The sequence below is a fragment of the Kribbella sp. NPDC051586 genome (assembly GCF_044453965.1).
Lineage (GTDB): Bacteria > Actinomycetota > Actinomycetes > Propionibacteriales > Kribbellaceae > Kribbella.
This window is the reverse complement of sequence record NZ_JBITDF010000001.1, coordinates 1439433-1461488: the sequence shown is the minus strand read 5'-3', so window position 1 is coordinate 1461488 and position 22056 is coordinate 1439433. Positions and strand designations below refer to the sequence as shown.

Genomic DNA, 22056 nt, shown 5'->3' with positions numbered 1-22056 from the left:
TCAGCCCCCGATCGCGAGGTTGAAGTCGGTTTCGTAGAGGGCTGCCTTGGCCGTGTCCAGCGGCATGAACGAGGCCGTCTTGGCCAGCGTGGCCTCGTCGGGGAAGATCAGCGGGTCGTCGACGACGTCTGGATCGACAGTCTCCATCGCCTTCTTGGCCCCTTGGACCGGGCAGATGTAGTTGACCCAGTCGGCCAGGGTCGCGGCCACTTCCGGCTCGTAGTAGTAGTTCATCAACGCCTCGGCGTTGATCTTGTGGGTCGCCTTGTTCGACACCAGCATGTTGTCCGACCACAGCATCAGGCCCTCTTCCGGCACCACGAACTTGATGTCGGGGTTGTCGGCCTGCATCGCGATCACGTCACCGGACCAGGCCTCGCAGGCGGCGATGTTGCCGGCGTTCAGGTCCTGTACGTAGTCGTTGCCGGTGAAGCGGCGGACCTGGCCGGAGCCGACGTACTCCTGGAGCTTGTCGAGCGCCTTGCTCCATTCGGCATCGTTGAATTTGCCCGGGTCGGCGCCGACCAGCTTGAGCATGAACGACATCGTGTCCGGCATCTCCGACAGGAGCGTGACGCGGCCCTTCAGGTCGCCGCGGCTGAGCAGGTCGGCCATGCTGCGGACCTCTTTGGTGACCTTGGCGTTGTACGCGATGCCGGTCAGGCCGCTCTGCCAGGGCACGCTGTAGTCGCGGTTCGGGTCCCAGCTGGGCGCCTTGAGCTGCTTCAGGAGCTGCTTGTCGACGTTCGGGATCTTGGCGTGGTCGAGCTTCTGCAGCCAGCCGAGCCCGACCATCCGGGCCGCCATCCAGTCGGTCAGTACGAAGATGTCCCGCCCGCAGGACTGGCAGCTGCCGAGCTGGTCGCGCACCTTGGCGTAGAACTCGGCGTTGTCGTTGACGTCGGCGGTATAGGTGACCGTGATCCCGGACTGCTTCTGGAAGTCCTCGAGCGTCGGCAGAACGGTCTTGCCGTTCACCTTCTCGTCGGACTCGTCCATGTAGCTCGGCCAGTTGGAGAAGTTCAGCGTTTTCTGTGCGGCAGACATATCGGTGCTGGTGCAGCTGTCCGCGCTCTGCTTGGCCGGCGGGATCCCGCAGCCCGCCAGCACCCCTCCGACCCCGAGCGCGGACAGCGACATCCCCTTCAGGACCGCGCGACGCCCCACGACGCGCTGGTGACGAGGACTCATGGAACCCCCTAGGAACCGTCTGTCGCGGGCGATACTGTCAAACCTTGGCGATCTGAACAAGGGATTCCGAAGCTAAACGGTCATTTCGCAACGAATTCCGCTTCCGTGACTTGCTGGCGGCCCGGACCCGGTGAAAAGATCCGGGGGTGGCAGTGCGAACGGGGAACCCCGACAAGAACCAGACCCTGCTGGACGACACCTCGAAGGCGATCATCGAGCAGCTGCAGGTCGACGGCCGGCGTTCGTACGCCGCGATCGGCAAGGCGGTCGGCCTGTCCGAGGCCGCCGTCCGGCAACGCGTGCAGCGACTGACCGAGGCCGGCGTGATGCAGGTGGTCGCGGTCACCGATCCGCTCGAGCTGGGGTTCGACCGGCAGGCGATGATCGGGATCAAGGCCGAGGGCGCGCTGGAGCCGATCGCCGACGAGCTGGCCAAGATGGACGAGGTCGAGTACGTCGTGGTGACGGCCGGCTCGTTCGACATCCTGGCCGAGGTGCTGTGCGAGAGCGACGAGCATCTGCTGCAGGTGCTGTCCGAGCGGGTCCGGCAGATCGAGGGCGTGAAGGCGACCGAGACGTTCGTCTACCTGAAGCTGGTGAAACAGACCTACTCGTGGGGTGTGCGCTGAACCTCTGGTCGGCTCCCGATCCGCTCCCGGAGCGCCCGCGGCCGGCGGGCGACCGGGACGCCGACGTGGTGATCGTCGGCGCCGGGTACACCGGGCTGTGGACGGCGTACTACCTGGCGAAAGCGGATCCGTCGCTGCGCATCGTCGTACTGGAGGCAGAGACCGCCGGCTTCGGGGCGTCGGGGCGGAACGGCGGCTGGTGCTCTGCGCTGTTCCCGGTGTCGTCGCGACGGTTGGCGGCGCTGCCGGGGTCGAGCCGGGAGGCGGCGATCGAGCTGCACCGGGCGATGCAGGCGAGCGTGAACGAGGTAGGCCTGGTGAGCGCGGCCGAGGGGATCGACTGCGACTACCACAAGGGCGGGACCGTGGTGCTGGCGCGGACGCGGGCGCAGCTCGCACGGGCGCGGACCGAGGTCGATGCGGCGACCGAGTGGGGACCGGGAGATCTGCGCTTCCTGACGCCGGACGAGGTCGCGGCGAAGGTACGGGCAACAAACGTGCTGGGGGCAACGTTCACGCCGCACTGCGCGGCGATCCACCCGGGGAAGCTGGTCCGCGGGCTGGCCGCGGTGGTCGAGCGGCTCGGGGTGACGATCCACGAGCGGACGCCGGTGAGCCGGATCCTGCCCGGGCGGGCGATGACGCCGTACGGCGTGGTGCGCGCGGACGTCGTCGTACGGGCGACCGAGGGGTTCACACCTGCGCTGGACGGTCAGTCGCGGGTCGTTGCGCCGGTGTATTCGTTGATGGTGGCAACGGAGCCGCTCGACCGGACGGTGTGGGACCGGATCGGGTTGGCGGATCGGCCGACGTTCAGCGATCACCGGCATCTGATCATCTACGGTCAGCGGACCGCGGACGGGCGGCTGGCCTTCGGCGGGCGCGGGGCGCCGTACCACTTCCGGTCGCGGATCAAGCCCGGGTTCGACGACGTACCGCGGGTGTTCAAGGGATTGCAGAAGACGCTGCGGGAGCTGTTCGACATCTCGCCCGAGTTCACGCATGCGTGGGGGGGTCCGTTGGGCGTGCCACGGGACTGGTGCGCGTCGGTCGGGCTGGAGCGCGGCGTCGCCTGGGCGGGTGGGTACGTCGGGGACGGCGTGAGTACGACGAACCTCGCGGGGCGCACGTTGCGGGACCTGATCCTCCAGCGGGACACCGCGTTGACGCGCCTGCCCTGGGTCGGGCACCGGTCGCGGGCGTGGGAGCCGGAACCGTTGCGCTGGCTGGGGATCAACGCGGGGTTGCGGGCGATGACGCTCGCGGATGTCGAGGAGCGGGTGACGCGGCGGGACAGCGTGATCGCGCGGCTGATGTCTCCGCTACTTGGTGGCTGAGACCGGCAGGCGGCCGGCCTCCATCAGCGGGACGCCGGTGAGCTCGATGCTCGGCCGGATCCAGTCGTTGAGGATCGGGTCCTCGGTGTCGAGGTGGCCCGAGAGCTCGGTGCGGCTGAGCTCGAAGACGTGGGCCGGGTTGCCGGTGAGGTCGACGACGGTCTGCATCAGCCGGCCGACCTGCTCCTCCCACAGCACGTCGACGAACTCGTGCCGGTCCGGGCGGATCAGCAGCAGGTCGACGTCGCTGTCCAGGTCACCGTCGCCGCGCGCGATCGCGCCGTACACACTCGCGTGCACCGGCGGGATCCGCCAGCTACTGATCTCGTCGGCGAGCTGGCTGATCAACGTACTGCGGAGGTCGGCCAGCTGCTCGACGATCGCGGCGACGAGGTGTTTGCGATTGAGGCGATAGAGCAACGAATTGCCGAGATCGTCGACGTGCACGAGCCCGGTCGCCGCCAGCCGCTGCAGGACGAGCCGCACGCCCGCGACGCTGCCCGATCCGGCCAGCTTGTGGATCTGCCGCCCGGACAGGCCTTCCTCGGCCCGCGCCAGGACCAGCAACACCGGGCCGTCCAGCGACGGGACGACTGTGCTGATCGGGCTTCTCAGATCCATGACCCGTACCACCCTAGTGATCACCCGACGGGTCAAGTAATCACCGTGACGCGTCAGAGACCCTTGGCGTTGGCACGAGGGCTCGGCGTGGTGGTGCGGAGCTCGGTCGTGAAGGCGTAGCGGTCGCCGCGGTAGACGGCCGACGTGTACTCGAAGACCCGGTCGCGGCTGTCGAAGCTGATGCCGTGCAGGGCGAGACAGGGCTGCGTGGTCGGGATGTCCAGCCAGCCGGCCGTCTTCGCGTCGGGCATGACGGGCTCGAGTCGCGACGTACCGCTGACGACGTCGATGCCGTACCGGCTGGTGAGGAGGTCGTAGAGGGAGCCGTTGAGGTCCTCGGCCTCCAGACCGGGCACGTACGACGCGGGCAGTGTGGTGCGCTCGACCACCATCGGATGGTCGTCCGCGCGCCGCAGCCGGGTGAACGCGATGATCGGATCGCCCACCGGGATCCGCAACCGTCGCGCCGCGGCCCGCTCGGCCTTCTGGTGCCGGAACTCGAGCATCGTGCTGCCGGGTCGCATCCCGCGCCGGCGGATGTCCTCGGAGAAGCCGATCATGCCGAGCCAGCGCGCCACCTTCGGCCGGGTCGTGTAGGTGCCGCTGCCGTGCCGCCGTACCAGCAGTTCCTCGATCACCAGCTCGTCGACGGCCCGCCGCAGCGTCATCCGCGCGACGTTCCACCGCGCCGCCAGTTCACGCTCGGGCGGCAGGGCGGCGCCCTCCGGCAGCGTGTCGATCAGACTCAGCAACAGCGCCCGGATCTCGGCGGCCTTCCCCGGCAGCGAACCATGCATTGGTCTTGCGTAACACCTGACTAGACCTCTTCGGAAGCCTTTTCATCAGCGTTGAAGTGAAACCGGCTAGACCACTCGCACCCCTCGTCGTTCGGCGGTTCGGCAAGAAGTAACCTCCCGGCCATGGTTAGCGGTGAACGAAGTGCGCTGGTGATCGGGGCCGGGATCGGTGGGCTGGCGGCGGCGGTCGGGTTGCGGCGGGTCGGATGGTCGGTCAGCGTGCTGGAGCGGGCGCCGATCATCGCCGAGGTCGGGGCGGGTCTGACGTTGTGGCCGAACGCGGTGAAGGCGCTCGCCGCGCTGGGTCTGGACGTCGCCGAGCGCAGCGTGCCGACGACCTCGCGCGGCAACATCCTGACTCCGCGTGGACGGTGGGTACGGCGGAAGCATCCGGACGACGTCGGCGTACTCGCGATCCATCGCGCCGACCTGCACGACGTACTGCGGACGGCGCTGCCGGAGTCCGCGCTGCACACCGACGCCGAGGTCACCGCGGTCTCGACCGACGGCACTCTGACCTGCTCGGGCGAGGAACTCCGGGCGGATCTCGTCATCGCGGCCGACGGGGTGAACAGCGTGGCCCGGCGGACGTTGTGGTCGAGGGACGCCGTGTTCCAGCACCGGACGGTATGGCGTGGCGTGACGCCACCCGGGTCGGTCTGGCCCGTGCAGGAGTCGCTGACGATGGGGCGTGGCGTCCAGTTCGGCGTACTGCCGTTGCCGGAGGAGCGCGTCTACTGGTTCCTCACCGCCAACGAGCCGAAGCCCAACACCCTGTACGCCGACGACCGGGCCGAGGCACTGCGCCGCGTCGGCGGCTGGCATCACCCGATCCCTGAGCTGATCGCCGCGACCCCCGAGGACCAGGTCCTCCACAACGACATGCTCGACATCGACCCGCTGCCGGCCTTCGTCAAAGACCACGTCGTACTCCTGGGCGACGCGGCCCACGCGATGACCCCCGACCTCGGCCAAGGCGCCTGCCAGGCCCTCGAAGACGCAGTAGTACTCGCTGCGACGGCCGACAATCTGGACCGCTACGACCAAGAACGCCGCGCCCGCGTCCTGCCGATGATGGCGGCCGCACGCGCGGGCGTCGTACGGAACTCCGACACCAGCCGGGCCAAGCACCTCGGCCTGCTGGCCGCGGCTCGGCTCCTCCCGCCGACGGCCTGGCGAAAAGCAACCGCGCAGTGGGCCGACTGGGAGGCTCCCGAGCCGGCGTGAGGGAAAACAAGCACGGTTGATTCTTTTTCGGGGGCGTGGGACGCTCGGGGCACGGTCCTCTGGTGAGGGAGTGCGGCGTGCAACTGGATGAAGTGCTGGCTGATCTCTGGGCCGAGAGTGCGGAGCTGGATCGGCTGGTGGGTGGGCTGGCCACGGACGAGTGGGCTACGCCGACGCCGGCCGAGGGCTGGACGATCGCGCATCAGATCGCGCACCTCGCCTGGACGGACGAGGCGACGCAGTTGGCCGCCACCGATCCCGAGGGTTTCAAGGCCTCGCTGCGCACGGCGGCGGCCAGCCCCACGACGTACGTCGACGACGGTGCGGCCGAGACTGCGGCGCTGCCCCCGGAGCAACTGCTGCCGTACTGGCGCGAGACTCGCGCGGAGGTTGCCGAGGCGCTGAAGAAGGTGCCGGCCGGAGAGAAGGTGCCCTGGTACGGCCCGCCGATGAGCCCGACCTCCATGGCGACCGCGCGGCTGATGGAGACCTGGGCGCACGGGCAGGACGTGTTCGACGCCCTCGGAGTACGACGGCAGCCGAGCAACCGTCTACGCCACGTCGCACATCTCGCCGTTCGCACGCGGGACTTCGCGTACGTGCTCAACGACCGCACGCCGCCGAGCGAGCAGTTCCGCGTCGAGTTGACCGGGCCGGACGGTGACGCATGGTCGTGGGGACCTGAGGATGCCGATCAGCGGGTGAGCGCGTCCGCGGTCGACTTCTGCCTGCTGGCGACCCAGCGGCGTCACCGCGAAGACCTTTTGGTGGAGGCCGAGGGAGCACAGGCCGAGGAATGGCTCGGGATCATCCAGGCCTTCGCCGGGCTACCTGGGAAGGGTCGTCGGCCGGGACAGTTCGCATGACCGAGCCGATCCGCATCGGGAACGCGTCCGGGTTCTACGGGGACCGGTTCAGTGCGGTGCAGGAGATGCTGACCGGTGGGCCGTTGGATGTGCTGACCGGGGATTACCTGGCCGAGCTGACGATGCTGATCCTCGGCCGCGATCGGCTGAAGGACCCGGCGCTGGGTTACGCGAGGACGTTCCTCAAGCAGCTCGAGACAGGGCTCGGGGAGGCCTTGGACCGGGGCGTGAAGATCGTCAGTGATGCGGGCGGGCTCAACCCGTCGGGGCTCGCGCAGGCGATCGGCGAGCTGGCGGAGCGGCTCGGACTGCACCCGAAGATCGCGTACGTCGAAGGCGACGACCTGCTGGACCGCGTCGACGAGCTCGGTCTCGGGAAGCCGATGACCGCCAACGCCTATCTGGGCGCCTGGGGTATCGCGGAGGCGTTGCAGGCCGGTGCCGATGTCGTCGTGACCGGCCGGGTGACCGATGCGTCCGTGATCGTCGGCCCGGCAGCGGCGCATCACGGCTGGAAGCGGACGCAGTACGACGAGCTGGCGGGTGCCGTCGTCGCGGGGCATGTGATCGAGTGCGGGTGCCAGGCGACCGGCGGGAACTACGCGTTCTTCAGCGAGATCCGCGACCTCGGCCGGCCCGGGTTCCCGATCGCGGAGATCCACGCCGACGGCAGCAGCGTGATCACCAAGCACGACAACACCAGCGGCGCGGTCACGATCGACACGGTCAAGGCGCAGCTGCTGTACGAGGTCGCCGGCGCCCGGTACGCCGGTCCGGACGTCACCGCCCGCCTCGACACGATCGAGCTGGACGCGGACGGCCCGGATCGCGTCAGGATCTCCGGCGTTCGCGGTGAAGCCCCGCCGCCGACGTACAAGGTCTCGCTGAACAGCGTCGGCGGGTTCCGCAACGAGGTCGACTTCGTGCTCACCGGGCTGCAGCTGGAGCAGAAGGCCGAGCTGGTCCAGCGGCAACTCGAGCAGGCCCTCCCGAAGCGGCCGGCCGAGCTCAAGTGGACGCTCGCCTGGACCGAGAAGCCGAACGCCGAATCGGAGGAGGAGGCCAGCGTCTTCCTCCGGTGCGCGGTGAAGGATCCCGATCCGAAGGTCGTCGGCCGCGCGTTCAGCAGCGCCGCGGTCGAGCTGGCGCTCGCGAGCTACCCGGGCTTCCATGTCACCGCGCCGCCCGGCGACGGTTCGCCGTACGGCGTGTTCCGGGCCGGGTACGTCGACATCCACGAGGTGGAGCACGTCGTCGTACTCCCGGACGGCACCCGCACCGTCATCGAGCCGGCTGCCGAGACCCAGCCACTGGCGCCCGTGGACGACATCGATGAGCCGATGCCCTTGCTGCAGTTGTCGAGCGGACCGCCGCGCACGCGGGAGGTGCCGCTCGGGCGGATCGCCGGCGCGCGCTCCGGCGACAAGGGCGGCGACGCGAACGTCGGCGTGTGGGCGCGGGACGAGAAGGCCTGGCGCTGGCTGGCGCACACACTCACTGTTGACCTCTTCCAGGGACTGCTTCCCGAGACCCAGCCGCTGGTCGTCACTCGGTACCTCCTCCCCAACCTGTGGGCGGTGAACTTCGTCGTCGAGGGTCTGCTCGGCGAAGGCGTCGCGGCCCAGGCGCGGTTCGATCCGCAGGCGAAGGCGGTCGGCGAGTGGCTGCGATCCCGGTACGTCGACGTACCGGAGGTCCTGCTGTGAGCGACTTCCGCGACTCGGTGCGTCGCTTCATGGACGCCGAGGTCCTCCCGCAGCTCGATCAGTGGGAGCGCGACGGGGAGCTTCCGCGAGACCTGCACAAGAAGGCCGGGGCGATCGGTCTGCTCGGTGTCGGGTTTCCGGAGTCGGTCGGTGGCGGCGGCGGTTCGTTGCTCGACGCGATCGATGTGGTCGAGGAGATGCACTACGCCGGTGGGTCCGGCGGCCTCGTCGCCTCGCTCCTGACCTGCGGAATCGCGCTGCCGCATATCGTTGCTGCGGGCAATCAGGAGCAGATCGAGCGATGGGTGCGGCCCACGTTGAACGGCGAGCTGATCGGTGCGCTGGCGATCACGGAGCCTGGTGGCGGGTCGGATGTGGCGTCGATTCGTACGACGGCTCGGCGTGAGGGCGATGTGTTCGTCGTCAACGGCGCGAAGACCTTCATCACGTCCGGGTGTCGTGCCGACTTCGTGACGACGGCTGTCCGCACCGACGGCGCGGGTGCGCATGGGATCAGCCTGCTGGTGATCGAGCAGGGGTTCGAGGTGTCGCGGCGGCTGGAGAAGATGGGGTGGCTGTGTTCCGACACCGCTGAGCTGTCCTTCACCGACGTGCGGGTTCCGGTGGGCAACCTCGTCGGAGCTCAGGGCTCTGGTTTTGTGCAGCTCGCCGTGAACTTCGTGGCTGAGCGCCTGACGTTGGCCGTGCAGGCGTACGCCGGGGCTCAGCGGGCATTGGATCTGACGGTCGAGTGGTGCCGCAACAGGGAGACGTTCGGTCGGCCGCTGATCTCGCGGCAGACCGTGCAGCACACGTTGACCGAGATGGCCCGGAGGATCGATGTGGCTCGGGTGTACGTGCGTTCGGTCGCTGAGCGGGCAGACCGAGGTGAGGACGTGATCGCCGAGACCTGCTTCGCGAAGAACACCGCGGTCGAGGCCGGGCAGTGGGTCTGCGATCAGGCGCTCCAGCTGCACGGCGGTCTCGGCTACATGCGGGAGGCCGAGGTCGAACGCCAGTACCGCGACCAGAAGATCCTCGCCATCGGCGGCGGCACCACCGAGATCCTGACCGGTCTCGCCTCGAAACGACTGGGGTTCACTGCATGAGTAACCGCGACGCGATGCTCGAGAAGCTGACCGCGCTCGACGCCGAGCACGCCAGGGCGCTGGCCGGCGGTGGCGAGAAGTACGTCGAGCGGCACCACAAGCGCGGCAAGCTGCTCGCCCGGGAGCGGATCGAGCTGCTCCTCGACCCGGACTCGTACTTCCTCGAGCTGTCGCCGCTGGCCGGCTGGGGATCAGACTTCACCGTCGGCGCGAGCCTGGTGACCGGGATCGGCGTCGTCGAGGGGGTCGAGTGCCTGATCACCGCGAACGACCCGACCGTCAAGGGCGGCGCGAGCAACCCGTGGACCCTGAAGAAGGCGCTGCGGTCGGACGAGATTGCGCGGGCGAACCGGCTGCCGGTGATCAGTCTGGTCGAGTCCGGCGGCGCGGATCTGCCGACGCAGAAGGAGATCTTCATCCCCGGCGGCGCGATGTTCCGCAACCTGACCCGGTTGTCGGCCGAGGGGATTCCGACGATCGCGCTGGTGTTCGGCAACTCGACCGCGGGCGGTGCGTACATCCCCGGCATGAGCGACTACGTGGTGATGGTCGACGGCGGCGCGAAGGTGTTCCTGGCCGGGCCGCCGCTGGTGAAGATGGCGACCGGCGAGGACGCCGACGACGAGTCGCTCGGCGGGGCGTCGATGCACGCGCGACAGTCCGGTCTCGCGGACTACTTCGCCGTGGACGAGCAGGACGCGATCCGGCTCGGGCGGCAGATCGTGTCCCGGTTGAACTGGCGCAAACAGGGCCCGGCGCCCGAACCGTCGTACGACGAGCCGTTGCACGACGCGGACGAGCTGCTCGACATCGTGCCGGGTGATCTGAAGATTCCGTTCGATCCGCGGGACGTGATCGCCCGGGTCGTGGACGGGTCGGTGTTCGACGAGTTCAAGCCGCTGTACGGGTCGTCGCTGGCGACCGGCTGGGCGACGGTGCACGGGTACCCGGTCGGCATCCTGGCGAATGCGCGCGGCGTGCTGTTCAGCGAGGAGTCGCAGAAGGCCGCGCAGTTCATCCAGTTGGCCAACCGCGCGAACACGCCGCTGATCTTCCTGCACAACACCACCGGCTACATGGTCGGGCAGGAGTACGAGCAGGGCGGGATCATCAAGCACGGCGCACAGATGATCAACGCGGTCTCGAACTCTCACGTGCCGCACATCTCGATCCTGATGGGCGCGTCGTACGGCGCCGGCCACTACGGGATGTGCGGACGGGCGTTCGATCCGCGCTTCCTGTTCGCGTGGCCGTCGGCGAAGTCGGCGGTGATGGGACCGCAGCAGCTCGCCGGGGTGCTGTCGATCGTCGCGCGCGCGGCATCGGAAGCGAAGGGGCAGCCGTACGACGAGAACGCCGACGCCCAGATGCGCGCGTACGTCGAGGGCCAGATCGAGGCGGAATCCCTGCCGATGTTCCTGTCCGGCCGGCTGTACGACGACGGCGTGATCGACCCCCGCGACACCAGAACGGTCCTCGGCATCTGCCTGTCCGCCATCCACTCAGCCCCGGTCGAAGGCACCTCGTCCTTCGGCGTTTTCCGGATGTGAGGCGCATGTTCACGACTGTGTTGGTGGCGAACCGGGGCGAGATCGCTCGGCGGATCCTCCGTACTGCGCGGTCCGCGGGGCTGTCGACGGTTGCGGTGTACTCGAGCGCGGATGCCCGGATGCCGTTCGTCGACGAGGCGGATGCGGCTGTTGAGCTGCCGGGGAACACTCCGGGTGAGACGTATCTGCGGACCGAGCTGATCGTCGAGGCGGCGCTGCGGGCCGGGGCGGACGCCGTACATCCGGGGTACGGGTTCCTGTCGGAGAACGCCGGGTTCGCGCAGGCCGTGATCGATGCGGGGCTGACGTGGATCGGGCCGCCGGTGGACGCCATCTCGTCGATGGGGTCGAAGATCGAGGCGAAGAAGCTGATGGCCGCGGCCGGAGTGCCGGTGCTGGCAGAGCTCACGCCGGCGGAGGTGTCCGCGGACGACCTGCCGGTGCTGGTGAAGGCGTCGGCCGGCGGTGGTGGGCGTGGGATGCGGGTGGTGTCGCATCTTGAAGACCTGGCGGCGGAGATCGATGCGGCGTCGGCGGAGGCGTTGTCGGCGTTCGGCGACGGGACCGTCTTCTGCGAGCGGTACCTGGCGGCCGGTCGGCACATCGAGGTGCAGATCATGGCCGACCAGCACGGCACGATCTGGGCGGTCGGCGAGCGGGAGTGCTCGATCCAGCGCCGCCACCAGAAGGTCGTCGAAGAGGCACCGTCGCCACTGGTCGAGCGGATCCCGTCCATGCGCGCGTCGCTCTTCGATGCAGCGCGGAAGGCAGCTGCCGCCATCGGTTACGTGGGGGCCGGAACGGTCGAGTTCCTCGCGGACGAGCAGGGGAACTTCTACTTCCTCGAGATGAACACACGCCTGCAGGTCGAACACCCGGTCACCGAGGAGACCACCGGCCTGGATCTGGTGGAGCTGCAGTTCGCGGTCGCGGCCGGCGAGCAGCTCCAACCGGATCCGCCACCCACCGTCGGCCATGCGATCGAGGTCCGTCTGTACGCCGAGGACCCGCTGAACGACTGGCAGCCGCAGACCGGCGTCCTCCATCGCTTCGAGGTTCCGCCTGGAGTGCGGGTGGACTCCGGGGTTGAGGACGGCGCGGAGGTTACGCCGTACTACGACGCGATGTTGGCGAAGGTGATTGCGGCTGGGCCCGACCGGACGACGGTTGCCCGGCAGTTGGCTGCCGTGCTGCGGCGAGCCGGGATTCACGGCATCGGGACCAACCGCGACCTGCTGGTGTGGATCCTGCGTCACCCCGCGTTTCTTGCGGGCGACACCGATACCGCGTTCTTCGACAAGCACGGGGTCGGCGCGGAGGTGGGCGACAGCGTGGTGCGGGCCTCGGCGCTGGCGGCTGCGCTGGCCGATGCGGCCGGTCGACACGCGCCGGTGCGGGTACCGAGCGGGTGGCGGAATCTGGCTTCGCAGCCGCAGCGCAAGAGTTATCGCGTCGGCGAGGTCGTGCACGAGATCGCCTACCGCATGACACGCGACGGCTTGGTTGCTGACGGCAACGTGCGACTGGTGGAAAGTGCGCCGGAGCGGGTCGTGCTGCAGGTTGACGGCGTTCGGCGGGTGTTCGACGTGGCGGCGTACGACGGGCTGGTTTGTGTGGACTCGTCGCTGGGGAGTGTCAGCCTTGCCCCGGTGGAGCGGTTCACGGATCCGGCGCGGCAGGTGGCTGCTGGGTCGTTGGTGGCGCCAATGCCGGGGACGGTGATCCGGATCGGCGTAGAGATCGGCGACACAGTTACCCAAGGGCAACCGCTGCTGTGGCTGGAGGCGATGAAGATGGAGCACACCATCGCGGCTCCGGTCGACGGGGTGGTCGGTGAGCTCAAGGTGGAAGCGGGACAGCAGGTCGAGGTCGGCGCCGTACTGGCCGTGGTTGGGGAGGACGCATGAATTTCGTCGAGTCCGATGAGCGTCGGGAGCTGCGGAAGGTCGTCAGTGAGCTCGGCAAGAAGTACGGCTACGGGTGGTTCAACCAGCAGGCGCGGTCCGGCGGGCACACGACCGAGCTGTGGCTGGAGGCCGGCAAGCTCGGGTTCCTCGGCGTCAACCTCCCCGAGCAGTACGGCGGCGGAGGCGGCGGGATGGCCGACCTGTCGATCGTGCTCGAGGAGCTCGGTGCGGCCGGCTGCCCCCTGCTGATGCTGGTCGTGTCGCCGTCGATCTGCGGCACCGTCATCTCCCGCTTCGGCACCGGCGAGCAGAAGCAGACCTGGCTGCCGGGCCTGGCCGACGGTACGACGATTATGGCGTTCGCGATCACCGAGCCCGACGCCGGCTCGAACTCGCACCAGATCACTACGACCGCCCGCCGTACCGACGACGGCTGGTCGCTGACCGGACGCAAGGTCTTCATCTCCGGCCTCGACGTGGCCAAGGCGATCCTGGTCGTCGGCCGGACCGAGGACGCACGAACGGGCAAGCTCAAGCCCGCGCTGTTCATCGTGCCGATCGACGCGCCGGGCGTGGAGTTCAAGCAGATCGAGATGGACCTGATCAGCCCGGACAAGCAGTACGCCTTGTTCCTGGACGACGTACAGCTGCCACGTGAAGCGCTCGTCGGCTCGGAGGACGCCGCGCTGATGCAGCTGTTCGCGGGGCTGAACCCCGAGCGGATCATGGCGTCGGCGTTCGCGATCGGGATCGCGCGGCACGCGCTCGACAAGGCCACGGCGTACGTCAAGGAGCGCCAGGTCTGGAAGGCGCCGATCGGCGCTCATCAGGGTCTCGCGCATCCGCTCGCGCAGATCAAGATCGAGCTCGAGCTGGCCCGCCTGATGATGCAGAAGGCCGCGGCGCTGTACGACGCGGGCGACGACATGGGCGCCGGTGAGGCCGCGAACATGGCCAAGTACGCCGCCGGCGAGGTCGCCGTCCGGGCCACCGATCAGGCCGTGCAATCGCTCGGCGGGAACGGTATGACTGTCGAATACGGCGTCGCATCGCTGGTCGCGGCGGCGCGAGCGACCCGGATCGCGCCGGTCAGCCGGGAGATGATCCTGAACTTCGTCGCACAACACAGCCTCGGACTGCCCAAGTCGTACTAGAAGGAGTGGGGCAATGATCATCACCAGCGAGTTCCCGCCGGTCGAGGTGCTCGACGTACCGATCCACGACGCCGTTCTCGGCAGAGCCCAGGAGTACGGCGACCGGCCGGCGATGATCGACGGAGTCACCGGCAAAGAGCTCAGCTACGCCCAACTGGACCACATGACCCGTCGGTTCGCGGCCGGGCTGGCCGAGCTCGGGATCCGGCACGGTGACGTGATCGCGCTCTACAGCCCGAACACGATCCTGTACCCGGTCGTGTTCTACGGCGCTACCCGTGCCGGCGCCACCGTGACGACGGTGAACGCGCTCTACACCGCGGACGAGCTGCACAAGCAGTTGATCGACTCGAAGGCGAAGTTGCTGGTGACGATCTCGCTCTTCCTGCCGGTCGCGACCGCGGCGGTCGAGGGTACGGACGTCTCGGAGATCTTCGTCTGCGACCAGGCCGAGGGGTACCGGTCGGTGCTGGAACTGGTCGCGTCCACGGCTCCGGAGCCGGTCGTAGCGATCGACCCGGTCGAGGACGTCGCCGTACTGCCGTACTCCAGCGGTACGACGGGCGCGGCCAAGGGCGTGATGCTGACGCACCGGAACATCGCGACCAACATCCACCAGGCCGAGTCGATGTTCGACATGGAGGACGGTGAGCGGATCATCGCGATCCTGCCGTTCTTCCACATCTACGGGCTGTCGGTGCTGATGAACCTGCCGCTCCGGCTCGGCGCGACGGTCGTCGTACTGCCGAAGTTCGATCTGCAGCAGTTCCTGACCACGCTGGAGAAGCACCGGATCACCCGCGCGTTCGTGGCACCGCCCGTCGTCCTGGCGCTGGCCAAGCACCCGGCGGTCGACGGGGTGGACCTGTCGCACCTGAAGTGGGTGACGTCGGCGGCCGCGCCGCTGGACGGTGAGCTGGCCGAGGCCTGCGCGAAGCGGCTCGGGCTGCACGCCGTACTCCAGGCGTACGGGATGACGGAGCTGTCACCGGGGACGCACGTCGTACCGCAGGACGACCCGGAGCCGCCGCCCGGTGCCGTGGGCAAGCTGTTCCCGTCGACCGAGATGCGGCTGGTCGGTGCCGATGGCAACGATGCGGACGAGGGCGAGATCTGGATCCGCGGGCCGCAGGTGATGAAGGGGTACCTCGGCCGGCCGGCCGATACCGACGCGACCGTCGACCCGGACGGCTGGCTGCACACCGGGGACATCGGGCGGGTGGACGCGCGTGGCTACCTGTTCGTCATCGACCGGGTCAAGGAGCTGATCAAGTACCACGGGTACCAGGTGCCGCCGGCCGAGCTCGAGGCGGTGCTGCTCACCGACGACCGGATCGCGGACGCGGCGGTGATCGGAGTCAATGCCGATGGCAACGAAGTGCCGAAGGCGTTCGTGGTGCCGATGCCGGGGGTGTCGCTGACCGAGGCAGACGTGATGGAGTACGTCGCCACGCGGGTGGCGCCGTACAAGAAGGTCCGGCAGGTGGAGTTCATCGACGCGGTGCCGAAGGCGGCGTCGGGGAAGATCCTGCGGCGGGAACTGCGTGCTCGCGAGGCCGCGCGTGAGTGAGGTGCTCAAGGCACCGCAACAGGACCGCTCGCGGGCGACGCGGCAGCGGTTGCTGGAGGCGGCGGTCGAGTCGCTGGCCGAGGTCGGGTACGCCGCGACGACGGTGAGTGTCGTGGCGACCCGGGCCGGGGTTTCGCGGGGGGCCGCGCAGCATCACTTCCCCACGCGGGCGGATCTGTTTGCGGCCGCGGTCGAGTACATGACCGAGGTGCGGTTGGCGGAGATTCGCGCGCAGGCCGCTGGACTGCCGAGTGGCGCCGGGCGGACCGAGGCGATCGTTGGGATGCTGGCGGACGTGTACACCGGGCCGTTGTTCCGGGCCGCGTTGCACCTGTGGGTGGCGGCGTCGACCGAGGACGCGCTGCGGCGGCAGATCGTGCGGCTGGAGTCGCATGTCGGGCGGCAGGCGCACCGGGCCTTGCTGGAGGTGCTGGAGGTGAACGAGCGGACGCCCGGGGTGAGGGAGACCGTGCAAGGGGTGCTGGACATGGCGCGCGGGCTCGGGCTGGCTGACCTGCTGACGGATGACAGTGCGCGACGGCGCGGGATCGTGCGCCAGTGGAGCCGGATCCTCGATCAGGCTCTGCGCGAGCCTGGCGTGTGACCGAACGCGCGCCGGAACGTGTCGATGAACGCACTGGCCGATGCCCAGCCGGTGCTGTGCGCCACCCGAGTCACCGACTCCCCCTCCGCAAGTAGCCTCAGCGCCTCGTGCAGCCTGAGCTGAGTCCGCCACTGCGGGAAGCTCATGCCCAGCTCGGCCCGGCTCAACCTGCTGAGAGTCCGCTCACTAGCCCCCACCTCCCGCCCCAACTCGGTCAACGTCCTCCCGTCCGCGGGCTCCGCCGTCAACAACTCGCACACAGCCAGCAGCCGGGGGTCCTGTGCCGTCGGCAGATAAGTAGGCCGCTCATGCGACCGCCGCAACTGATCCAGCAAGACCCCCAGCAACCGCCCTCGCTCCGCCGGATCGGCTCCGCCTGCTTCGGCCTCGGCAGAGGTGTAGGTGAGGATCAGTTCTCTGAGGAGTGGGCTGACTCCAAGGGCTGATGGGGTGTCCAACTTCAGTGGGTTTTGTTGCAGGCCGACTGTGTGGAGGGTGGTTTCGCCGTAGGCGCGGTGTTGGTGGAGGGTGCCGGCGGGGATCCAGATCGCCAGGGTGCCGGGGACGACCCACCTGCCGGCGTCGGTAGTGACGGACAGGACGCCGCGGCCGGCGTACACGATCTGGTGACGGTCGTGCCAGTGCGCCTCGATGCCGCCGCCGGCCTCGATCGGGCGGTGGCCGGTGGTCGCGGGACGTTGGCGGGTTTCCGGCATAGGTTGGCATTTTATCGGAAGCCGGACAACCCACCCGCGCCCGACGATCGAGTGGTGCGGAGACTTCGACCGATCGGACTGATGGCGACCGGCCACGCCTGCGTGGACGTCTACCAGGGCAGCGTGCCCGCGCTTGTGCCGTTCCTCGTCGCCGACCGCGGCCTCGGGTACGTCGCGGTGTCCGGCATCACCTTGGCGGCGACCCTGCTCTCCTCGGTCGTCCAGCCGGTGTTCGGCGTCCTCACCGACCGGCGCCCACTGACCTGGCTGATCCCGGTCGCGATGACCACCGCCGGCCTCGGCATCGCCCTCATCGGGGTCGGTCACACCTACCTGCTGAGCTGGCTCGCGGCCGCACTGTCCGGGCTCGGCGTCGCGGCGTACCACCCGGAGGCCGCGCGGATGGCCCGCGTCGTGAGCGGCGGCAGTCATGTCGGCATGAGCTGGTTCTCGGTCGGCGGGAACGTCGGCTTCGCCCTCGCGCCGGTCCTGGTCACCCCGATCATCGCGGCCGGCGGCCTCTCGCTGACCCCGGTGCTCGTCGTACCCGCGCTCTTCGGCGCTGCCATCACCTCCTGGGCGATCCGCTCCCGCGTCACCGACGCGGTCACCCGCGCCCGGGTCGCAGGCGCCGACGATTGGCGATCGTTCCTGCGGTTGTCGGCGATCATGATCTGCCGGTCGATCGTGTTCGTCGGCCTCGGCACCTTCATCGCGCTGTACGCCGGCCAGCGCGTCGGCGGCGGCACCACGACCGGCGGCCTCGCGCTCTTCATCCTCTTTGCCGCGGGCGCGCTCGGCACCTTGATCGGTGGCCGGCTCGCCACCCGGTACGGGCGCGTCCGCACACTGCGCACGTCGTACGCCGTCGCAGTACCCGCGATCGCCTGCCTGGTGTTCGTCCCCGGCCCGGCGTTCTTCGGATTCCTTGCGGTGACCGCGATCGCGATGTCGATCCCGTTCTCGCTACACGTGACGCTCGGGCAGGACTTCCTCCCGGGACGCGTCGGTACGGCGGGCGGGATGACCCTCGGGCTCGCCGTCAGCATCGGCGGCGTGGCCACCCCGGTCCTCGGCACGATCGCCGAACGGACGTCGCTGCAACTCGCACTGAGCACCTTGATCGCACTGGTGCTCTGCTGCAGCCTGATCGGCTACGCGATCCCGGAGCCGGTCAGCGACGGGCAGCGCGCTCAGCGATCCGGCGGTCGACCTTCGCCGCGAGCTCGTCCGGGGCGCATTCGGCCAGGTGATCGCGAACGAGCAGGTGGATGAACGCGTACTCACCCCGTCCGGTGCGGGCGAGCACGTAGCGGTCAGCGGCGTACCGGAGGAAGGCGCCACGGTGCCACGGCAGGTACCCGGTCCAGCGGAGCAGCGAGTCGTGGAGCAGTCGGGAAAGCGGTCCGGCCAGGACAGGTGGCCGGCGCCGCCAGGGCTTCGCGGCGACCGTGCCGACCAGCACGCCGACGACCGCTTCGAGTAGTGGCGACGCCAGGTCCGCTCCAAGGGCCACGGCCACGACGAATGCAGCCACCGCACCACCGGCGACCCACGGGTCCATCCGCCAGCCCTTGTCAGGTGTGGCGGGCAAGTGGTCGGTGGGCAGCGCCTTCACCATCCGGATGCCCTGCGCAACGAGCAGCCCGATCGCCACCCCGCTGGCGAAGGAGGTGGCGTCCCCGAGGCTCAGTGCGATCCAGCCAGCCGCTACAACCACAACCAGTCGCAGACCGAGCAGCAGGCGGCGCGAGTTGTCGTGGAAGATGACGAACTCGACGCCGTACGACGCTGCGATCACGATGGCCTCAACAGTGAGCGCAACCTTGGCAGTGAATAGTTCGACCAGACCCAACGCGGCCACTGTCACCAGGACGGTCACCGCTGTGCTTGGCAGCACCACCAGCGCGATGAGCAGTCCTCGGCGCCGCGTGGTCCCGTCGATCCGCTGCCACGGGTGCGGTCTGACGTGGACCAGCAGGAGGGTGGCTCCGGCAACGGCCAGCCCGGCGAGTGCGCCGTACTGCGCAATCATGACCAGCGTCGCGCCCACACTGAGCGCAGCGAACAGAGCCGGTAGACAGAGCGCATGCGTCAGGTAGTCCACTTCCGGCAGGGACAGTCCGAACCAGCCGGTGGTCGTCATCCACCGCGGTACGGCGGTGCGGTCGCCCGCACGGCTGCGGGTCCACCACGCCAGACACCACAGGCGCCGTACTGCGGTCTTGGAGTCGTACTGCCTCGCGGTCTTGCGGTTCCGGGCGAGGACCTCGCAGATGTAGGTGTCGAAGAGCTCACGCCGCTGGTCCGCGACTCCACCGGCGAGGACGTCCTGAGGCGCTCGGCCCCGGTACGCCAGGATCATCACGCTGAGCATCAGCGGCGAGTTGACCAGGTCCCAGAGCTCGTCGTCCTGCTCGATCGCTGCACGCGCACCGTCCAGCGCTGAGCCGACAGCGGCGAAGTAGTCGAGGACCTGTTGTCTCGTGAGCGGCCTGATGTGTACTGCGCCGTAGAGCTTGAGTTGGTCGGGCAGGCGCTCATAGTCGTGTGTGCGGCAGGTGACTGCGACCGGGCCGATCAGGTAGTTGCGACGAAGCTCTTCCAGGACCGGCGCGAGCTTGGCACGGTCAGGCTCGTTGATCTCGTCGAGACCGTCGAGCAGGAGCGCCAAACGACCGTTGCGCAACCAGGTGCGCCCGACGGGTGCAGGGATGCCGTAGCGGTCGCTGAGCTCGTACAGCAGCCAGCGGACGAAGCCGGCGAGCAGTGCGCTGTCGGCCGGGTCGTCGTCGCGGCGGTGGGGTGACTGCGCGGTCCAGCCGGCCAGATCGACCAGGACCGGTATCGGCAGGCTCTCGTCGGCGTGTGCTTGCTCAGAGAGGTTGCGGGCGAGCTCCAGCAGCAGTGTGGTCTTGCCGGCGCCGGGTGCGCCGAGGATGAGCATGGAGTCCTGGAGCTCGTCGAAGACGTTCGCGATGTCCGCCGCGTTCGGGACTCGCCTGGGCGCGCTGTCGAGCGGCTGCACAAGCAGGTCGTACGGACGCACCACCGCGTCCGGCTGCTCGTCCAGAGCCAGGGCGATGCGAGTCCGCGAGGCGAGCGAGCCGGCCCGGCGCTCGGTCAGGTAGCGGTCGATGCGCGCCAGGGCGTTCGGGCGGTTGCGGGGCTGGTCGGCGCTGCGGCTGGAGACGACCGGGAGCCGACGGCTGCGGACCTCGATGAGCGCGGTGACGATCGCCGCCGCCCACAGGACCCCGATCAGCGGCCACGCCAGGCCGACGTACGGCTCGAGGACAGCCGGCGCGGTCCCGCCGGTGCCGACGTTGATCGCGATCGGCAGCAGCACCAGCGTGAGCGAGACGGTCACCACGAGCACGACGGCTCGCACCAGGCCGTCCCTCATCCTCACCCCCGGGAGCGTAACGGTCCGTGAGCCCACCGACCCGGGCTGCGCGCGTCGTCCAGCAGGCGATCAGCGCGTGGGGAATTGTTGTCGGTTCACATACATTGACCAGCGTGAGCGAGCGCAGCGAGTGAACCAAACAGCACGGCGACGCCGGTCATTGTGGGTTCCGAGCGAGGCGGGGGACCGGCGATGACTACACAGCGGATCGACCGGGCGAGCGTGGGGCTTCGCTCGGAGCGAGGGCCGATCCTGCTGGCGGTGATGCTGAGCGTCGGGCTGGTCGCGATCGACGCGACGATCCTGGCGACCGCCGTACCGTCGGTCGTCGACGACCTCGGCGGGTTCACGCAGTTCCCCTGGTTGTTCTCGATCTACCTGCTCGCGCAGGCGGTGTCGGTGCCGATCTACGGCAAGCTCGCCGACCAGCGCGGGCGGAAGCCGATCATGCTGCTCGGGGTCGGGCTGTTCCTGCTCGGCTCGGTGCTCTGCGGCTTCGCGTGGAGCATGCCGGCCCTGATCGCCTTCCGGCTGGTCCAGGGGCTCGGCGCGGGGGCGATCCAGCCGATCGGGATGACGATCGTCGGCGACATCTACACGGTCGCGGAGCGCGCCAAGGTGCAGGGCTACATCGCCAGCGTCTGGGGCATCTCGTCGTTCGTCGGGCCGACGCTGGGCGGCGTGTTCTCGGACTACATCTCCTGGCGGTGGATCTTCTTCGTGAACATCCCGCTCGGGATGGCGGCCGCCTGGGTGCTGGTCCGCCGGTTCCAGGAGAAGGTCGCGGACAAGACCAGCCACCAGATCGACTACGCCGGCGGGATCCTGCTCGCGGTCGGCGGTTCGCTGCTGTTGCTCGGGCTGCTCGAGGGCGGCGTGATGTGGGACTGGGACTCGACGGCGAGCATCGTGATCCTGGCGGCGGCGGTCACGCTGCTGACGACGTTCGTCCTGGTCGAGCGCCGTGCCGCCGAGCCGATCCTGCCGCTGTGGGTGCTCGGGCAGCGGGTGCTCAACTCGGCGAACTCGGCCGCCTTGCTGATCGGGTTGCTGATGATCGGGCTGTCGACGTACGTCCCGCTGTTCGCGCAGAGTGTGCTCGGTACGTCGGCTCTCGTCGCCGGATTCACGCTGGCCGCGATGACGCTGGGCTGGCCGATCGCCGCGTCGTTCGCCGGGCGCATCTATCTGCGGGTCGGATTCCGCACCACGATGCTGATGGGCTCGATCATCGTCGTCCTCGGGGCCGGGCTGCTGCTCACCGTCGGAGCCGGCAGCTCGGTACTCCACCTGGCCGCGGCGTGCTTCGTGATCGGCGTGGGCCTGGGCTTCTCCGCGTCACCTTCGGTCGTGGCCGCACAGTCCTCGGTGGACTGGCGGACGCGCGGCGTGGTGACCGGCGCCAACATGTTCTCCCGCTCGGTCGGCAGCGCGGTCGGCGTGGCCGTCTTCGGCGCCGTGGCCAACGGTGTGGTGGCCGCGCGTCTCGGCGGCGACCACGAGGACCTCGAGAAGCTGCCGAGCAGCGTACTCGCCCCTGCGATCCACGACGTCTACTACGGCGCCGCGATCGCCGCCGTACTCCTCGTCGCCGCCGTAGCCTTCATGCCCAACCGCATCACCGAACGCCCGCTCTCGAACGCCTGACCCACCAGCTGCCGCTAAA

The 22056-nt window shown here is 69.0% G+C and carries 18 protein-coding genes; 13 read left to right on the top strand and 5 right to left on the bottom strand.

Going from position 1 to position 22056, the window contains the following annotated elements:
- Positions 1 to 1191 carry a spermidine/putrescine ABC transporter substrate-binding protein gene (locus ACIA58_RS07255; RefSeq protein WP_396402701.1) on the bottom strand — a complete coding sequence of 397 codons (1191 nt, stop codon included), beginning with the start codon at positions 1189 to 1191 and terminating at the stop codon, positions 1 to 3.
- Positions 1192 to 1379: 188 nt separating this feature from the next.
- Here ACIA58_RS07255 and ACIA58_RS07250 point away from each other — a divergent pair, with 188 nt between their 5' ends.
- Positions 1380 to 1820 (top strand): Lrp/AsnC family transcriptional regulator, encoded by a 441-nt coding sequence (locus ACIA58_RS07250; protein WP_396403319.1) that lies wholly within the window; start codon positions 1380 to 1382, stop codon positions 1818 to 1820.
- Entirely contained in the window at positions 1805 to 3157 is a 1353-nt protein-coding gene (locus ACIA58_RS07245) for an NAD(P)/FAD-dependent oxidoreductase (protein ID WP_396402700.1), read from the top strand. The genes ACIA58_RS07250 and ACIA58_RS07245 overlap by 16 nt, the downstream gene beginning before the upstream one ends.
- On the opposite strand, the gene ACIA58_RS07240 is transcribed toward ACIA58_RS07245, so the two are convergent.
- Entirely contained in the window at positions 3143 to 3778 is a 636-nt protein-coding gene (locus tag ACIA58_RS07240; protein ID WP_396402699.1) for a hypothetical protein, read from the bottom strand. The two genes, ACIA58_RS07245 and ACIA58_RS07240, sit on opposite strands and share 15 nt — an antisense overlap.
- Positions 3779 to 3831: 53 nt before the next feature.
- Complete coding sequence (locus tag ACIA58_RS07235; RefSeq protein WP_396402698.1) at positions 3832 to 4575, bottom strand: GntR family transcriptional regulator; 744 nt, start codon at positions 4573 to 4575, stop codon at positions 3832 to 3834.
- Between the two features lie 123 nt (positions 4576 to 4698).
- On the opposite strand from ACIA58_RS07235, the gene ACIA58_RS07230 reads away from it, so the two are divergent.
- From ACIA58_RS07230 to ACIA58_RS07190, 9 genes are all read left to right on the top strand, one after another.
- Positions 4699 to 5802, top strand: coding sequence for an FAD-dependent monooxygenase (locus ACIA58_RS07230; RefSeq protein ID WP_396402697.1), 1104 nt, complete (start codon positions 4699 to 4701; stop codon positions 5800 to 5802).
- A 77-nt stretch (positions 5803 to 5879) separates the two neighbouring features.
- Positions 5880 to 6668: a TIGR03084 family metal-binding protein gene (locus ACIA58_RS07225; RefSeq protein WP_396402696.1), complete on the top strand. Its 789-nt coding sequence runs from the start codon at positions 5880 to 5882 to the stop codon at positions 6666 to 6668.
- Positions 6665 to 8374 (top strand): acyclic terpene utilization AtuA family protein, encoded by a 1710-nt coding sequence (locus ACIA58_RS07220; RefSeq protein WP_396402695.1) that lies wholly within the window; start codon positions 6665 to 6667, stop codon positions 8372 to 8374. Before ACIA58_RS07225 ends, ACIA58_RS07220 begins: the two co-directional genes overlap by 4 nt.
- Complete coding sequence (locus tag ACIA58_RS07215; RefSeq protein WP_396402694.1) at positions 8371 to 9483, top strand: acyl-CoA dehydrogenase family protein; 1113 nt, start codon at positions 8371 to 8373, stop codon at positions 9481 to 9483. The genes ACIA58_RS07220 and ACIA58_RS07215 overlap by 4 nt, the downstream gene beginning before the upstream one ends.
- Positions 9480 to 11033: an acyl-CoA carboxylase subunit beta gene (locus ACIA58_RS07210; RefSeq protein WP_396402693.1), complete on the top strand. Its 1554-nt coding sequence runs from the start codon at positions 9480 to 9482 to the stop codon at positions 11031 to 11033. The genes ACIA58_RS07215 and ACIA58_RS07210 overlap by 4 nt, the downstream gene beginning before the upstream one ends.
- Positions 11034 to 11038: 5 nt before the next feature.
- Complete coding sequence (locus tag ACIA58_RS07205) at positions 11039 to 12940, top strand: acetyl/propionyl/methylcrotonyl-CoA carboxylase subunit alpha (protein WP_396402692.1); 1902 nt, start codon at positions 11039 to 11041, stop codon at positions 12938 to 12940.
- Positions 12937 to 14094, top strand: a complete 1158-nt coding sequence (locus tag ACIA58_RS07200; RefSeq protein ID WP_396402691.1) for an acyl-CoA dehydrogenase family protein — start codon at positions 12937 to 12939, stop codon at positions 14092 to 14094. The genes ACIA58_RS07205 and ACIA58_RS07200 overlap by 4 nt, the downstream gene beginning before the upstream one ends.
- 13 nt (positions 14095 to 14107) lie before the next feature.
- Positions 14108 to 15664, top strand: coding sequence for an AMP-binding protein (locus ACIA58_RS07195; protein ID WP_396402690.1), 1557 nt, complete (start codon positions 14108 to 14110; stop codon positions 15662 to 15664).
- On the top strand, positions 15657 to 16268 hold the full coding sequence (locus ACIA58_RS07190; protein WP_396402689.1) for a TetR/AcrR family transcriptional regulator: 612 nt from the start codon (positions 15657 to 15659) through the stop codon (positions 16266 to 16268). Before ACIA58_RS07195 ends, ACIA58_RS07190 begins: the two co-directional genes overlap by 8 nt.
- On the opposite strand, the gene ACIA58_RS07185 is transcribed toward ACIA58_RS07190, so the two are convergent.
- Complete coding sequence (locus tag ACIA58_RS07185; RefSeq protein ID WP_396402688.1) at positions 16241 to 16984, bottom strand: AraC family transcriptional regulator; 744 nt, start codon at positions 16982 to 16984, stop codon at positions 16241 to 16243. The genes ACIA58_RS07190 and ACIA58_RS07185 overlap by 28 nt on opposite strands.
- A 54-nt stretch (positions 16985 to 17038) precedes the next feature.
- Here ACIA58_RS07185 and ACIA58_RS07180 point away from each other — a divergent pair, with 54 nt between their 5' ends.
- Positions 17039 to 18259, top strand: coding sequence for an MFS transporter (locus ACIA58_RS07180; RefSeq protein ID WP_396402687.1), 1221 nt, complete (start codon positions 17039 to 17041; stop codon positions 18257 to 18259).
- Here ACIA58_RS07180 and ACIA58_RS07175 read toward each other — a convergent pair.
- Entirely contained in the window at positions 18159 to 20390 is a 2232-nt protein-coding gene (locus ACIA58_RS07175; protein WP_396403318.1) for an NACHT domain-containing protein, read from the bottom strand. The genes ACIA58_RS07180 and ACIA58_RS07175 overlap by 101 nt on opposite strands.
- Before the next feature lie 192 nt (positions 20391 to 20582).
- On the opposite strand from ACIA58_RS07175, the gene ACIA58_RS07170 reads away from it, so the two are divergent.
- Positions 20583 to 22037, top strand: a complete 1455-nt coding sequence (locus ACIA58_RS07170; protein ID WP_396402686.1) for an MDR family MFS transporter — start codon at positions 20583 to 20585, stop codon at positions 22035 to 22037.
- The last annotated feature ends 19 nt before the right edge of the window (positions 22038 to 22056 follow it).

Excerpts from the sequence above, each read along its gene's own strand:
- ACIA58_RS07220 (WP_396402695.1), top strand. The coding sequence starts at position 6,665 with ATGACCGAGCCGATCCGCATCGGGAACGCGTCCGGGTTCTACGGGGAC.
- ACIA58_RS07240 (WP_396402699.1), bottom strand. The coding sequence starts at position 3,778 with ATGGATCTGAGAAGCCCGATCAGCACAGTCGTCCCGTCGCTGGACGGC.
- ACIA58_RS07230 (WP_396402697.1), top strand. The coding sequence starts at position 4,699 with ATGGTTAGCGGTGAACGAAGTGCGCTGGTGATCGGGGCCGGGATCGGT.
- ACIA58_RS07195 (WP_396402690.1), top strand. The coding sequence starts at position 14,108 with ATGATCATCACCAGCGAGTTCCCGCCGGTCGAGGTGCTCGACGTACCG.
- ACIA58_RS07200 (WP_396402691.1), top strand. The coding sequence starts at position 12,937 with ATGAATTTCGTCGAGTCCGATGAGCGTCGGGAGCTGCGGAAGGTCGTC.
- ACIA58_RS07235 (WP_396402698.1), bottom strand. The coding sequence starts at position 4,575 with ATGCATGGTTCGCTGCCGGGGAAGGCCGCCGAGATCCGGGCGCTGTTG.
- ACIA58_RS07205 (WP_396402692.1), top strand. The coding sequence starts at position 11,039 with ATGTTCACGACTGTGTTGGTGGCGAACCGGGGCGAGATCGCTCGGCGG.
- ACIA58_RS07210 (WP_396402693.1), top strand. The coding sequence starts at position 9,480 with ATGAGTAACCGCGACGCGATGCTCGAGAAGCTGACCGCGCTCGACGCC.
- ACIA58_RS07255 (WP_396402701.1), bottom strand. The coding sequence starts at position 1,191 with ATGAGTCCTCGTCACCAGCGCGTCGTGGGGCGTCGCGCGGTCCTGAAG.
- ACIA58_RS07170 (WP_396402686.1), top strand. The coding sequence starts at position 20,583 with ATGACTACACAGCGGATCGACCGGGCGAGCGTGGGGCTTCGCTCGGAG.
- ACIA58_RS07185 (WP_396402688.1), bottom strand. The coding sequence starts at position 16,984 with ATGCCGGAAACCCGCCAACGTCCCGCGACCACCGGCCACCGCCCGATC.
- ACIA58_RS07175 (WP_396403318.1), bottom strand. The coding sequence starts at position 20,390 with ATGAGGGACGGCCTGGTGCGAGCCGTCGTGCTCGTGGTGACCGTCTCG.